This window comes from Nostoc sp. TCL240-02 (genome assembly GCF_013343235.1).
In the GTDB taxonomy this organism is placed as follows: domain Bacteria; phylum Cyanobacteriota; class Cyanobacteriia; order Cyanobacteriales; family Nostocaceae; genus Nostoc.
On the sequence record NZ_CP040094.1, the window covers coordinates 6319583 to 6334241 of the forward strand.

Here is a 14659-nt window from a genome sequence, read left to right on the forward strand (position 1 = left end):
CTTTTAATGGAATTAATATTTGTTTCTTTGAGAAACTAATAATAATACAGCTGCCAACGCAAACAAGCTCCCAGCAATAAATGTCATTTCTGCTCCCAGTGTTTGCCACAAGCCACCAGCTAGCAAACTGGCAGGTAAAAGCGCTAATCCTACAGCCAAGTTGAGGAATCCAAAAGCTGTGCCGCGCAGATTTGCAGGTATACTATCTGCCACTAGCGCTAACAGCAATCCTTGGCTCATGCCTAGATGTAGGCCATAAAGAGCAAACAATCCCCAGCCTTGCCAAGGTGTCTGCACGAAAGCGAAACCCAGATACACTAAGGCGTATAGGAAAAATCCGCCTACCAGTAGCCCAAATTTGCCCACGCGATCAGAAAGTATTCCTAATGGGTAGGCGCTGAATGAGTAGGCGATGTTCATCACCACTAATGTCAATGGGATGAGTGAGGCAGAAATCCCTATTTGCTCGGCTCGCAGCAACAAAAAGGCATCACTAGAGTTTCCTAAATTGAATAGCAGCGCCACTGCTACAAGTACCCAATATTTTTGGCCCAAACTGCGTAAAGCTTCCCTTTGCAGAGGATTGCTTCGGCTGACTTGAGTTTGCTTTGCTCTCGGTTCGCGCACTCCTACCGTTAATAAAGCTACCGCGAAGAATCCAGGGATGAGTGCTAGCCAAAAAACGAGGCGGAAGTTATTTTTGGAAGCAGTCATTAAGGTAAATGCTGCTAAAGGCCCCAAAAATGCTCCGATAGTATCGAGAGATTGACGCAATCCGTAAGCTGCACCGCGTACCTCTGGATTAGTAGAATCGGCAACCAAGGCATCACGGGGTGCTACCCGAATCCCTTTGCCAATGCGATCGCCAAATCGAGCTATTAACACCCCACTTGAACTGGTAGCTACAGCAAATAGTGGTTTAACAAAGGTAGATAACCCATATCCAAACACCGCTAATCCCTTGCGATGTCCCAGGTAATCACTCAACGCTCCCGAAAAGATTTTTAAAACTGAAGCTGTTGCTTCTGCAATGCCTTCGATGATGCCTACAGTCAAAACATTCGCCCCTAAAACTGATACCAAAAATAAGGGCAATACAGAATGAATCATCTCAGTGCTAATATCTGTCAGCAGACTGACAAATCCCAATACCCAAACAGTGCGGGGAATTGTCTGGAAAAATTTGTTTTGTAGTTGCATATTTCCTGTTTACCTAACTGGCATTTACTACATCAACTCTGTAATTCTTGAGAACCAATAGGTGATTTCTGGATCGCTGAAAGTAGTCAACCTAGCAATTTCTTTGGCAAGTTGGTAGGCTTTCTCGCCTTTATGATGTTGAGCCAAACCAGCATGATTCAGCAGAACATCCTTCAAATCCCCCGAATATGTGGGTATGTGACAATTCCGCCGAAGCTCCATACTACGGATAATGGGACTTCAATCAATGCTTCCAACTTTATGATTCAGACTCATAATTTTTCTGAAATGTAACAGGTGTTTCATCATTAGACTAGCAATACAATAAATTTAATGCAACACCTGTTACAATCTATCTATGGATAGAAAGTGTTGGAACTTATTAGTGTACAAAGTACCCGCACAGCCTTCGACGCAACGGGTGTATGTTTGGCGTAAACTCAAGGGCTGGGGCGCACTTTACCTACAGCAGTCGGTGTGCGTGCTACCGCATAGAGAAGACTTGCAACAATATTTGGCAGAATTGAAAGCAGACATTACAGCAGGTGGTGGCGAGGCAGATTTATTCACTATTTGGATTGATCAGCCTGAGCAAAACGCTATGTTGGTAAATCGTTTTCAACAGCAGGCAGATCAAGAATATCAAGAGTTTTTGGGGCAATGTCGGGATTTGCATAGCGAATTGAGCGAGGAACGGAAAATAGGTAATCTCACCTTCGCAGAATTAGAAGAGAATGAGGCGGAACTAAATAAACTGCGTTCTTGGTTGCCTAAAATCCGCGATCGCGATTTGTTTGATGCACAAGGATACTCCCAAGCCATTGAAGCTTTGAAGGCGTGTGAATTAGATTTTCAGCTTTTTAGCGAACAGGTGTATGAAGCAGAAGGTATAGGCTCATAACCTGTATAACTGTCTGCATTTAAACTAATAGCGATCACACTTGCAATTTCTGCCTGGATAAACAATTTCCTCCTACAGATAGATATCTTTTTATTATCTATAAACCTGAGTTTTCTTACCAAGAGAGCAAGTGTCAAAAACAACTAAATTAGTGTTGATAAAAGTTAAGTAGGAAAACCGTACTTCTCTGATAGGTTTTCTGTACCATATATCTAAGTTGAGCTAGATACAATCAAAATATGGCTTAAGTAATGCTGTTTTCTAGAAAATTTATACAGCATTAGCAGGAGAGCGGAAACATGATAAATCAATTGAAAACGGCTGCAATGCTCGCTGCATTAAGTGGGCTTTTGATAGCAATTAGTTACTGGGTAATTGGCGGTACTAGTGGTTTGATAATTGGAATTGGCTTGGCAGCAGCAACAAACCTGTTGTCTTGGTATCAATCAGATAAGATTGCTCTGGCAGTGTACCAGGCCCAGCCTGTGAGTGAAAGGGAAGCACCAGGACTTTATCGGATGGTGCAGAGATTAAGCGATCGCGCTAACATCCCCATGCCTAAAGTTTACATTGTTCCTAGCCAGGGTGCTAACGCCTTTGCTACAGGGCGCGATCCAGAACACGCGGCTGTAGCTGTTACAGAAGGCATTTTGAATATCTTACCAGACGATGAACTCGAAGGCGTTATCGCCCACGAACTTACGCACATTATTAATCGTGACACCCTGACACAAGCCGTTGCTGCGACTGTTGCTGGTGCGATCTCATTCCTAGCGCAAATGGTGAGTTATAGCTTATGGTTTGGCGGTGGTTCACGAGATAACAACAGAGGTGGTAATCCTTTGGGCGTTTTGTTAACAGTAATGCTTGCGCCATTGGCTGCAACGATTATTCAACTAGCAATTTCGCGCACACGAGAATTTTCTGCTGATGCAGGTTCTGCTAGATTAACTGGTAATCCCCGTGCATTAGCTAGGGCATTACAACGCTTAGAAGCCTCAGCAAAACAGATCCCTTTAAATGCCAATCCAGCTTTTGAACCGTTATTAATTATCAATTCTATCTCTGGACAGTTTTTAAGTAACTTATTTTCCAGTCACCCTGCTACAGAAGCACGAGTTGCAGCATTATTGAAATTAGAGCAACAACTGCCAACAAAAGCTTATTAGTTAGTCATTAGTCATTTGTCATTAGTCAACAGGGTGGAGTTTTAATCCGAGAATAAACTTTGCAATTTAAGGATGTTTTAACTATGAATGCTAACAACATCGAATCCTTTGAAAGCACAGTCATTGAATCTACAGAATCCATAGTAATTGTAGAAATTAGTTCTCAAACCGACGAACTAGTAGAAACCGAAATGGCTAACGAAAGTGATGAAGTGAAGCGCGAAACCAAAGCGCTGATTGAGGCGCTAAAAAGACGGGCTCAAGCTGAGGCTGATTCAGCAGGTACTCTCACACGTGAAACCTATTTGAAAGCTGTGCGACAAGCACGAGAATTGGTTGAAGGCAGAAAACTGATGCAACGCGATCGCTTAGAGGACTCTTGGGCGATAATTCAAGACGAAACTGAGAGAAACTGGTATTTATTGATGAAAGACTTAGTGGACTTCAATTTTCGCCTGCAAAAAGCGGCTATTGCTGCTTGGGAAACCTTCAATAATCCTTACTCTCGTTAGTTTGCTGAACCTCTCCTTGACTTATAAAGTTCAAGTCTGTCCCTTTCCGACTCGGAGGGGGACAGCTTTTGCGTAGTAAAAGCTGGGAGAGGTCTTTTATATAGATTTTGCATCGCGGATAAGATAAAGAAGTAACGTAGCTCTTCACACAAGTAGCAATGACTTCAACCCTGCAAAAATTTAGTCGTCTTCATAGCCCAACCCTGCATCAGTTACCTAATGGTTTGACAATCATCGCGGAGCAAATGCCAGTTGAAGCTGTAAATCTTAACTTATGGATTAAAGTTGGTTCAGCCGTCGAATCTGATGCCATTAACGGTATGGCTCACTTTTTAGAACACATGATTTTTAAGGGAACAGAACGACTAGCTAGCGGCGAGTTTGAACGGCGAATTGAAGAACGGGGTGCTGTTACAAATGCCGCAACTAGCCAAGACTATACTCATTACTATATAACTACTGCCCCCAAAGATTTTGCCGAACTTGCTCCACTACAAATAGAGGTAGTATCAAATGCTAGTATTCCTGATGATGCTTTTGAACGGGAGCGATTAGTAGTTTTAGAAGAAATCAGACGTTCAGAGGATAATCCCCAACGGCGGACATTTAGACGGGTAATGGAAACAGCCTATAGTGAGTTACCTTATCGCCGTGCGGTATTGGGGCCAGAATCGGTAATTTCTCAACTTAAACCCCAGCAGATGCGGGATTTTCATCATGGTTGGTATCAACCCCAGTCAATTACTGCTGTTGCTGTGGGCAATTTGCCTGTGGAAGAATTAATTGCGATCGTTGCGGAAGGATTTACAAAACTCTCCAGTACAGACGCAATTAATCGCGCCTCTCCTCAATCACCATTAAATCCTGAGTCACCATTTACAGAAATTGTCCGTCGAGAATTTACAGATGACAGTCTCCAGCAAGCAAGGCTAGTGATGGTTTGGCGGGTTCCAGGAATGGCGCAGTTAGATCGCACCTATGGATTGGATGTTTTAGCAGGAGTTTTGGGACACGGACGGACATCAAGATTGGTGAGGGATTTACGAGAAGAACGGGGGTTAGTTTCTTCAATTTCTGTGAGCAACATGAGCAATCAGTTGCAAGGGACATTTTATATTTCAGCTAAATGTGCAGTAGAAAATTTAGCAGAAGTAGAAGATGCGATCGCTAAACATATTCGCACAATCCAAACCGAGTTAGTCACAGAGTCAGAAATTGCCCGTGTACGGCGGCGAGTAGCAAACAAATTTATTTTTGGCAATGAAACACCAAGCGATCGCACCGGGTTGTATGGTTACTATCATTCCTTGGTGGGAGATTTAGAACCCGCCTTTAATTATCCAGAATATATTCAAAGTCAAAATGCAACCGACTTAATGCAAGCAGCCAAAGAGTATCTTTCCCCAGATGCTTATGGTGTGGTTGTCGTTAAGCCCTAAAAAAATGGCGAATTGGGCATTGGGAATTGGGCATTGGGCATTGGGCATTGGTATTTTTCCCCCTACTCCCTGCTCCCTGCCCCCTGCCCTCTTGCTTATTACCCATTCTCCATTCCCCATTCCCAATTTAATCATGTGGACTCAAATCGACAACCATATCAGCCAGGTGACTGGCGAAAAATTTCAGAGTCAGCAACGGCGATCGGTTGGTGGCGGATGTATCAACCAAGGTTATGCTGTTTCTAATGGTGACATTACCTACTTCGTCAAGCAAAATCTTGCATCCCAAGCTGCGATGTTTGAGGCTGAAGCATTGGGTTTAAAGGAAATGCTAGCAACAGGTAGTATTCGCGTCCCCAAACCTATTTGCTGGGGTGTAGCTGAGAATTCTAGCTACATTGTGCTGGAATGGTTAGAACTTGGTAACGGTAACAGCAATTTATGGGAAGCGATGGGGCGCAAGTTAGCGACAATGCATCAAGCTAGCAGTAGCCAAGGTTTTGGTTGGAAAATGAACAATACCATTGGTTCAACACCCCAGATCAATACTTGGACAGAGGATTGGATAGAATTTTATATTAAACATCGTTTAAGTTATCAATTTCAGTTGGCAAGGCGACGCGGAGGAAGTTTCCCCCAGCAAGAAAAATTATTAGCAGCTATCCCAGAACTATTGGCGCACCAGGTACAACCATCTTTAGTACATGGCGATTTATGGGGCGGAAATGCCGGGTGTACTGCATCAGGAGAACCCGTGATATTCGATCCAGCAACTTATTTTGGCGATCGCGAAGTTGATATTGCTATGACAGAATTATTTGGTGGGTTCCCCGCAGCCTTTTACAAAGGTTATAACGAAGTTTTTCCTTTAGATGCAGGCTATGAGCAGAGAAAAACACTTTATAACCTGTATCACATTCTGAATCACTTCAATTTATTTGGCGGCAGTTATGCTTCCCAAGCGAACCGGATGATTGAGCAGATTTTGCGCTAACTAAAGCATTTCATTAATTTGTAGCAAATTAGATTTAGTGATGGCTTACATTGTTAATGCGATGGCTTACATTGTTAATGCGATGGCTTGCATTGTTAATGTGGTGGCTTGCATTGTTAATGTGGTGGCTTGCATTGTTAATGCGATGGCTTGCATTGTTAATGCGGTGGCTGCGCGTCGTAAATTTTAAGCGTGACAACAAACAGGAGGGTGGTTGTTACTTAAAAACTGATGTTACCTTAAAGTCACAATTTGATTCACCATCACCGCCAATGCCAACATTCCCAAAATCGTCATTAATCCCGCCGGCATAAACTTGCGTGTTTTAGCCAGTCGAACTGCAAAGACTACCACTAAAACAGCAGTAACTAACACTGCTAAAATCGAACCCCAGGTTTGCCCTTGGAGTTGAAAGTAAGCAGCGAGTATTAGTAATAAACCGCTAATACTACCACTTAGCAGTGAAACCTTACTTCTAGCTTGAATATAGCCAATAATGCCACCAGCGATCGCTAATATGCCGTAGGCAAAAGCAGCAATTATACTTAAATTCATTGTTAATACATTTGTAGATTTTGACTTTACTGCCAAGGTCAGCAGACAATTTACCATAGCTAAATAGCTATATCACACAGTTGATTGATGGATAATTAAGCGATGCCAATAGCAAATACTTCTTTATATACAAAAGTTCAATACCTCCAGCGTCAAGCAGCCTCACTTTTACTGTACCAGTCTGTTCTCCAAGGCGAAGTGGGGATGGCATTTTTAGAACTGTTGCAAGCTATACGTTACACTGATTCTGATGCACGGGGTTGTCTCCAAGCCTACGGTCGTTACTTCCACGCTTTGGCTGCTAAAAATCAAAACTGGGAAGACTATTTAATTACTCAACTTCTCTTCTCTAAGAATCCTTTTACAAAACTGGCTGAAGTAAAAGAATTTGAAGAATTGCCCCCAGCTTTAGTAGCAGCAGTACAGCATGATTTACAAATATTACAAAGTCTCTATGAATGTAGCAGCGCCTCTTTGAGTGAGTGGATACAAAGCGTAGCTCACATGCCGATTTCGCCGGTAGTATGGTATAAAGAGCAAGAATTCGTAGGAGTAGAGACATTCGCTACATATTTACAAGATTTAGATAATTGGGGTGATGCTGTAGAAGAGTTAGCGGCTTATTATCGGCAATGTGGCTCTGGTTTATTTGCAGAATATCGCGCTTTACGTTGGCAAGCTGGGCAGTTTATCGGTATCCGATATTCCGATCCGGTTAAGCTGAGTGCGCTTGTAGGTTACGAGTCTCAAAGAGATGCTTTGTTAAAAAATACAGAGTTTTTATTATCAGGAGAGATGGCACTCCATGTATTACTTTACGGTAGTCGCGGTTCTGGCAAATCTTCTTTAGTGAAATCTTTGTTGAATGAATATAGCGAGCGTAGCCTCCGCTTATTGGAAGTGACAAAATCTGATTTAAAAGACTTACCAGAAATTGTGGAATATTTACGAGGAGTATCACAAAAATTTATCATCTTTGTCGATGATCTTTCCTTTGAAGAAGATGATGATGCCTTTAAAGCGCTCAAGGTCGTTTTAGAAGGTAATTTAACCGCGCGGCCGCAAAATGTAGTTGTGTATGCTACTTCCAATCGTCGCCACTTGATTCGGGAGTTTTTTGTGGATAGACCTACCCCCAAGGATAATGAAGAAGTCCATGCTTGGGATACGATGCAGGAGAAGCTTTCATTTAGCGATCGCTTTGGTTTAACCTTGACCTTTGAACCAGCCGATCAGAAAACTTATTTGAAGATAGTACAACATCTAGCAGCACAAGCTGAAATTAATATTACCCAAGAAGATTTGGAGTTTCAAGCATTACAGTGGGCAACTCGCCACAACGGTCGTTCTGGACGCACAGCACGGCAGTTTGTTGATTTTTTAAAAGCAGATTTAAGACTTTTTTATGTAAATAACAATACATCCAATACTTCTGATTAAAATTAATTTATTGATGATTAATTTTTTTGTTAGTTACATAAAAATATGATGCGCCAGTAACTAAAACTAGATATTTCAGAAATACTATGATACAAAACTTTGGAAAAATGCCTTATTTAACCAAACAGAATAACCTGTGTATTCTAATTCGTAATTACATTGGACGGTACGCGAATGTAATTACGAATTATGTAGCCTGCTTCTCGCCTTCTCTACGAGACGCTACGCCAATGGCGAGTATTACGAATTAGTATGAAACTTACTTATTCTGATAATTTCACTACGCTAAAAACGAGCAATATGCAATCAGTAACGATCAGCAATCGATTTATACTAGGAATAGTTGCCTTTAGTGTAAGTTTTGGTCTTAGTCTCGTCCCAAGCTGGGATTTTAATAAAGCTTTTCTCACAGGTTTAATTACTGCTGCTACTATCTATGCAGCAGCATTATTTGTAGATAAGCGGCGGAGAAATTATGAAATGTTTGTTTTAGGTTCTCTCCGCAAACGAATTAAAGAAATGGAGGGGTTGAAAGCTCGTGTTGTCAGAGAAATAAATCAAATCGAAGAACATCATAATTTATTATATGCAGAGTCACAGCAACTCCAAAATCAAGTCACAGAAAGCCGTAATCAAAGAGATAGCTTACATCGAGAATTAAGAACATTTACCGGACAAAAAAAACAGCTAGAAACTGAAATCAATACTCTGCAAACTGAAATTAATAACTTGCAGAAAAATCAAACAGAATTGAATAATGCTTTTTCTATACTTACAGCAGAGAAGCGTCGTCTAGAGTCAAATTGTAATGTATCTCGTGCTGAAATCACGCAATTGCAAAGCCAAATTTCAGAACTCCAGCAAGAGAAACAAGAAGTTGAAAGTAATTTAACTCTTTTAGGCAGACTCAAACCCCAATTAGAAGAAAAACTATACGAACTGCGAATTGCAATTCAAGAGTTAGAAGTTGAGACAACCCAAAAAAATCAGTTGCTGGTAGCGACAAAAACCGAAAGAGAAAATATCCAAACCATCCTACATTCTTCACAAACCCAACTAGCAGAACACAAAGCCGAATTACAGCAGTTGCAAGGGCAAATTTCATTATTGCAAGAAGAACGAGATTCATTGCAAAATCAAGTATGGGAATTACTCCAACAACTAGAAACATTTAATCAAGAACCTTTAGCTGATAATTTCCAAGAAGATGATACTGAATTGTTTCCCTTTTCTGAAATAATGGAAACTACAGCAGTCATAAATAATTCGGAAATTGAGACATCAGAGAATATCCCTGAAGAATGGACTAATTTTTTAGAAAATCTCCCAGGATACGAACTACAAGTATTAAAAGCGATAGTCGAGCAAGATAATCCCAAGGCTGCTATCAAAAAAATTGCCGAAGCAAATATCACTATGCCGAATCTTTTAATCGATTCTATCAATGAACGGGCAAATGATACTATTGGGGAATTAATAATTAACTCAGATTCGGAAATTCCAGAAGTTTACCATGAGCATATTACCCATGTCAAAAAAATGATTGCAACCCATGAAAGTCTCATGGCTAGACATGCGTCGCCAAATTAAAATATTATTGCCGTCGTAAGATTAGTCGTAAGGTGAATATGTACCTTACCTATTTACTACGTGCTTATGCGTTTAGAATAAAAAGAAGTGTAATACATGGCAAAGCTCAAAATCTCGAAAAAAATTTCCACTGGTTTAATCAATTCCCTTGGTGCAGGGGTAGTACCAAGAGTAGGAGTTGAATATATCGCAGTAGGTCGAGAAAAAGAACTAAAAAGCCTATTACAAAATCTTGATGATATTGCAGAAGGTGTAGCAGCGTTTCGCTTCATAATTGGTAACTACGGTTCCGGGAAAAGTTTTTTATTGCAACTACTTCGCAACCGTGCTATTGAGCAAGGTTTTGTAGTAGCAGATGCTGATTTATCCCCTGAACGCCGATTAGCTGGAAGCAACAATGAAGGTGTAGCCACCTATCGAGAATTAATGAGCCATCTAGCTACAAAAACTCGTCCTGATGGCGGTGCTTTAGTCTCAATTTTAGAAGGATGGATTAATAAAATTCAACAAGAAGTAGTCAAAGAAACTGAAATGCGTCCCAATGACGATGGTTTTGATGACCAAGTTGAAGCGAAAATTAGGGAAGTAGTTCAGTATATTGAAGATTTAGTTCACGGTTTTGATTTTGGTAGCGTGATTATTGCTTATTGGCGTGGCTACCGAATAGATGATGATAATTTAAAAAATGCAGCGATGCGCTGGTTGCGGGGAGAATTTACTACTAAAGTTGAGGCAAAAGCAGCTTTAGGAGTGCGGGTAATTATTGATGATGATAGTTGGTATGACTATATAAAACTGTTTGCAAAGTTTGTCGCTGAAATTGGCTATAAAGGATTATTAATTTTAGTTGATGAAGCCGTACATTTATATCAAATATCTACTACAGTCACGCGAGAAAAGAATTATAATCGACTCCTGGCAATGTTTAACGATACTATGCAATGTAAAGCAGAACATCTTGGTATTGTTGTTGGTGGAACAACCAAGTTTTTAGAAGATCCCAAACGAGGACTTTTTGCAGACCAAGCTTGGCAAAGACGCACAAAAGAAAGTCGTTTTGTTGCACAGGCTAATGTTCAAGAAAATTCAGGGCCAGTGATTCGGCTAAATCCGTTGAGTGAAGCAGAAATCTTGACGCTTTTGCAACGTTTAGCTGAGATTCATGCACTCAATTTTGCGTATGAACAAACTTTGACAAATCGTGAGTTGAAGGAGTTTGTGAAAGAAATTATTAATCGTTTGGGTGCAGAAGCATTACTGACACCAGGGGAAATTGTGCGAGATTTTATGAGTGTGCTGAATATTCTTCACCAAAATCCAGGAATTGCGTTTTCTGAATTAATTCATGGTTCTAAATTTAAACCTACTGCTATGGGTAAGGATGCAGATGAGGATAGTACAGCTGAATTTAGTTTGTAATTTACTCTCTAGTAATTGGTAAACCAAGCCAATGACTAAGTTCATAAGCTAGCCAGTCAAGTTCTGGAGGAGTGACAGGAAAAAAATAGAATTCACCAGTTAAAATATCATACTTTTTGCTTCCTGCCCAGATTGTCAAAGAAGGTTGATTATAGATATCCTTACTTCGTTCTAGACGTAGAATATTCTGTCTGTAACTTGGAGATGGGTGAAGACGTTTAATTCCAAACAATTCATAAATCAGGGAAATTTTGTCATTATTAATATAAATCTTTTTTTTACCTAAAATACCTATGGAAACAAAAATAAATAATATAATTGCAGATGATAAAAATATCATAAAAGATGCTAATGCCAAAATATTTAGACTATCAGAAAAAATTGGTAGAACAGGAATAAATAAAAGAATTAGTATAGATATAATTAAATTAATAATAGTTTTTTGGCTAAAAAAACCTCTAGGTGGTATGAGAATTTCTAAAGAGTTAGCATTCTTAGTCAAAATAATTTTACTGCCAGGAGGTTTTCTAGGGAATGAATTACTTTGTATCCTGGGAATCTGAGATGTATTTCCCTGTAGTTGTAAGGCTTGCAAAGCGTCTTCAGCAGAAGTCAAACGTTGACTCGCAAGAGGTTCTGTCATCCTCCTCAACCAACTACTGAAAGTAGGATTAATATTAGCTACCTGTTAAAATTCAAGCCGCAAGTCGGTTTGTGGTAAATCGGTTGGATGCTGACCTGTTACCAAGTAAATTAAAGTTGCTCCTAAACTGTAAAGGTCAGAAGCAGGAATAGCTCTACCATTAAATTGTTCTGGCGGTACATAGCCATAGGTTCCCATCACTATAATTGTGCTACTTCTTCTGGCGATGGTTTGCACTGAACCAAAATCTACCAAGTACACTTCACCCACACTATTACCAGAGCGATTTGTTAGTAGAATATTGCTTGGCTTGATATCACGATGAATTACGGGCGGTTGACGGCCATGCAAATATTTGAGAATTTCTAGAATAGCTTTTGCTAGTTCCTTAACTTCTTCTTCACTGAAACTACGCCCAGCTTTGAGTTGTGCTTCTAGAGATTGGGCTGGGATATAACTTTGTAGGAGTGCAAATCCTCTACTGTTGGGTGAATCTAGCTCAAAGTAGTCAAGGTAGCGGGGAATGGCTGGGTGAGAGAGTGCTTTGAGAGTTTCAGCTTCTCGCTCAAATAGTTTGAGGTCGTTCCATTCAAACTCATTACCAAAGGTTAGTATTTTGACTACTACTAATTCTAGAGTTTGTAAGTCACGAGTTAGCAGCGATCGCCGTCCGGCTTTTTTGCCAAGTTCCTGTTGCACTTGATACCGTTCCAACAGGATCTCTTGGTTAAAATCTGGCGATTCATGATTTGTCATTTGCTAGTGACTCCAAAGCTTTATCGCTTTTATAGCTTTCCTGCTTGCTTCTGACCTACTGTAAGATTACTTATGTCCTGAATTTAAGACGAAATTAAAGCGTCAATTAAGAAACTATGTTGTAGCAACTAGCGCGTCGATTCGTATTTTCTCCTTGACATTACGGATGTAGCAGATAGCTTAAGTCTTTTTCCTACTTCAGAATTTCTTGACTCCCGCGTTATCATCTGAAAAAGATAAAACTTTTGTGAGGTGGGGAGGTTTTCTCGCTTAGGGAGTTCCGACAACTAAATCATCCCGTAGAATAGACAGGTGAAAACCCTGCCTCATAAAAAATACGGGAAAATTTTTAGAAATTCCTCAAGACTCAGGACTCGCTATTTATCTGCTCACTCAGGACTCAGGACTCTTTATGTTAGCAGGCACAATTTTGCAAGATGGAAAATATACCCTAATTCAAGAAATAGGGCGGGGTGGCTTTGGTATTACATTTAAAGCTACCCATCACTACTTAGGTCAGGAGGTGGTGATGAAAACCATCAATGAACGGCTGCGACAACATCCTGATTTTGCGAAATTTGAGCGCCAATTCCAAGATGAAGCCAGACGATTAGCTACCTGTATTCATCCAAATATAGTCCGAGTCAGTGACTTTTTTGTGGAAGCTGGACTGCCTTACATGGTAATGGAATACATTCGTGGCGAAACCTTGGGAGACGCATTTGTATTACCAGGAATAACCTTACCTGAAGCCACAGCAATTCATTACATTCGGCAAATTGGAGCAGCTTTACAGGTAGTACACAACAATGGTTTGCTGCACCGGGATGTTAAACCAGATAATATTATTCTTCGTCAAGGAACACAAGAAGTAGTACTAATTGATTTTGGCATTGCTAGAGAATTTAATGGCGGTGTCAGACAAACTCACACTGGTCTGGTTTCTGAAGGCTATTCTCCAATTGAGCAGTATTTGACGCAAGCGTCGCGCACACCCGCCACCGATGTTTATGGTTTAGCCGCCACCTTGTATTCACTGTTGACAGCACAAGTACCTATGCCAGCATTATTGCGCGATCGCGAACAAATGCCATCCCCCCGCGAATTGCAGCCACATTTGAGTGCTGCTGTCAATCAGGCAATAATGCGCGGTATGGCGGTGGAGTCTCGTTTTCGACCAGCGACAGTTGCTGAGTGGTTACAACTCCTACCTGGAAATGAGGGGCTGATGACACCGGAAGCCTTAGCAACTTATGCAGTCCCAACTGTCAATTTATCTGCCCAGCAAGCTGCAACTTTACTTGGGAAAACTGGCCAAAATCGCCTTCATAAGCCATCTGTGTTGGCACCTAACCCAGGCATCGCCAAAGAAAATCTACTGGCAAAAAAACCAGGATCGTCTCAAATACTCATTGGTGTAGGTGTAGCCTTGATTGCTGCTACCGCAGGTTTTGGCATCACTAGCATTTTACCCAAATCTCAGCCGCAGCCAACTGCAAAGCCGCTTTTTGAACAGCCTACTCAAAAACCCGCTGCGAAAGTACCTAGCTTAGAAAATGGTGCAGAGACTAACACCACCTCAAGAACAGAATCAGCACCTCTTTCTAATTCCAAGCAGCGCCGACGTAATCGCCGTTCTTCCTCCGAAGAAACTCCTAGCAGCCCTACAGGAGAATCACAACAGGACGATTTGCAGCAATCTCCATCTTCACCTAGCGTTTCCCCCACACCCTCGCTAGTGGAAAAACTACGGGCGATCAGATCGTCTCGTAGCGCTTCTCCCGCACCATTGCCACAAAGTAACTTACCTGCTTCTAATCAGAATTCTGCTTCTCCTCAATTGGTAATTCCATCAAATTCTGTGGTTATACCAGCAGCACCACCGATACAATCCAAACAGTCAGATCCTTCTGCTGTAGTAGTACCAACACTAGAAAAGCAAAATACACCGACTGAGAATCTACCACAGAGCGATCGGAAACTTCAGGAAAAGCTACAAGATGACAATAATTAGCCGATTTTAGATTTTGTCTTTTATCTA

The 14659-nt window shown here is 41.0% G+C and carries 15 protein-coding genes; 10 read left to right on the forward strand and 5 right to left on the reverse strand.

All coding sequences use genetic code 11. The annotated features are described in order from the left end of the window. Positions 1-12: 12 nt before the first annotated feature. Both FBB35_RS26905 and FBB35_RS26910 read right to left on the reverse strand, forming a co-directional pair. A complete protein-coding gene (locus tag FBB35_RS26905; protein ID WP_174712189.1) occupies positions 13-1200 on the reverse strand; it encodes an MFS transporter in 1188 nt (395 codons plus the stop codon). A 27-nt stretch (positions 1201-1227) separates the two neighbouring features. Further along, the gene (locus FBB35_RS26910; RefSeq protein WP_254625701.1) at positions 1228-1377 is read right to left on the reverse strand and encodes a hypothetical protein; all 150 of its coding nucleotides are present in this window, start codon (positions 1375-1377) and stop codon (positions 1228-1230) included. A gap of 208 nt (positions 1378-1585) precedes the next feature. Between FBB35_RS26910 and FBB35_RS26915 the strand changes: the two genes are divergently transcribed. The 6 genes from FBB35_RS26915 to FBB35_RS26940 all read left to right on the forward strand — a co-directional run bounded on the left by FBB35_RS26915 (position 1586) and on the right by FBB35_RS26940 (position 6405). Next, positions 1586-2101 carry a Chromate resistance protein ChrB gene (locus tag FBB35_RS26915; protein ID WP_254625702.1) on the forward strand — a complete coding sequence of 172 codons (516 nt, stop codon included), beginning with the start codon at positions 1586-1588 and terminating at the stop codon, positions 2099-2101. A gap of 299 nt (positions 2102-2400) precedes the next feature. Next, positions 2401-3270, forward strand: a complete 870-nt coding sequence (locus FBB35_RS26920; RefSeq protein ID WP_174712192.1) for a zinc metalloprotease HtpX — start codon at positions 2401-2403, stop codon at positions 3268-3270. An 83-nt stretch (positions 3271-3353) separates the two neighbouring features. Next, positions 3354-3782, forward strand: a complete 429-nt coding sequence (locus FBB35_RS26925; protein WP_174712193.1) for a hypothetical protein — start codon at positions 3354-3356, stop codon at positions 3780-3782. 158 nt (positions 3783-3940) lie between these two features. Next, positions 3941-5221 carry a pitrilysin family protein gene (locus tag FBB35_RS26930; protein WP_174712194.1) on the forward strand — a complete coding sequence of 427 codons (1281 nt, stop codon included), beginning with the start codon at positions 3941-3943 and terminating at the stop codon, positions 5219-5221. Positions 5222-5354: 133 nt separating this feature from the next. Then, a complete protein-coding gene (locus FBB35_RS26935; RefSeq protein ID WP_174712195.1) occupies positions 5355-6215 on the forward strand; it encodes a fructosamine kinase family protein in 861 nt (286 codons plus the stop codon). A gap of 40 nt (positions 6216-6255) precedes the next feature. Next, on the forward strand, positions 6256-6405 hold the full coding sequence (locus FBB35_RS26940; protein ID WP_174712196.1) for a hypothetical protein: 150 nt from the start codon (positions 6256-6258) through the stop codon (positions 6403-6405). Positions 6406-6449: 44 nt separating this feature from the next. Here FBB35_RS26940 and FBB35_RS26945 read toward each other — a convergent pair whose 3' ends face one another. After that, complete coding sequence (locus FBB35_RS26945; protein ID WP_174712197.1) at positions 6450-6770, reverse strand: TMEM14 family protein; 321 nt, start codon at positions 6768-6770, stop codon at positions 6450-6452. 102 nt (positions 6771-6872) lie between these two features. Here FBB35_RS26945 and FBB35_RS26950 point away from each other — a divergent pair, with 102 nt between their 5' ends. The 3 genes from FBB35_RS26950 to FBB35_RS26960 all read left to right on the forward strand — a co-directional run bounded on the left by FBB35_RS26950 (position 6873) and on the right by FBB35_RS26960 (position 11219). Then, the gene (locus FBB35_RS26950) at positions 6873-8210 is read left to right on the forward strand and encodes an ATP-binding protein (protein WP_174712198.1); all 1338 of its coding nucleotides are present in this window, start codon (positions 6873-6875) and stop codon (positions 8208-8210) included. Between the two features lie 300 nt (positions 8211-8510). Further along, the gene (locus tag FBB35_RS26955) at positions 8511-9800 is read left to right on the forward strand and encodes a tellurite resistance TerB C-terminal domain-containing protein (protein WP_174712199.1); all 1290 of its coding nucleotides are present in this window, start codon (positions 8511-8513) and stop codon (positions 9798-9800) included. Between the two features lie 96 nt (positions 9801-9896). Continuing rightward, entirely contained in the window at positions 9897-11219 is a 1323-nt protein-coding gene (locus FBB35_RS26960; protein ID WP_174712200.1) for an ATP-binding protein, read from the forward strand. 1 nt (position 11220) lies between these two features. Here the strand turns inward: FBB35_RS26960 and FBB35_RS35925 are convergent, their stop codons facing one another. Beyond that, positions 11221-11862, reverse strand: a complete 642-nt coding sequence (locus FBB35_RS35925) for a hypothetical protein (RefSeq protein ID WP_368041803.1) — start codon at positions 11860-11862, stop codon at positions 11221-11223. A gap of 45 nt (positions 11863-11907) precedes the next feature. Then, positions 11908-12618: a serine/threonine protein kinase gene (locus tag FBB35_RS35930; protein ID WP_368041804.1), complete on the reverse strand. Its 711-nt coding sequence runs from the start codon at positions 12616-12618 to the stop codon at positions 11908-11910. A 412-nt stretch (positions 12619-13030) separates the two neighbouring features. On the opposite strand from FBB35_RS35930, the gene FBB35_RS26970 reads away from it, so the two are divergent. Then, a complete protein-coding gene (locus tag FBB35_RS26970; protein WP_174712201.1) occupies positions 13031-14632 on the forward strand; it encodes a serine/threonine-protein kinase in 1602 nt (533 codons plus the stop codon). The last annotated feature ends 27 nt before the right edge of the window (positions 14633-14659 follow it).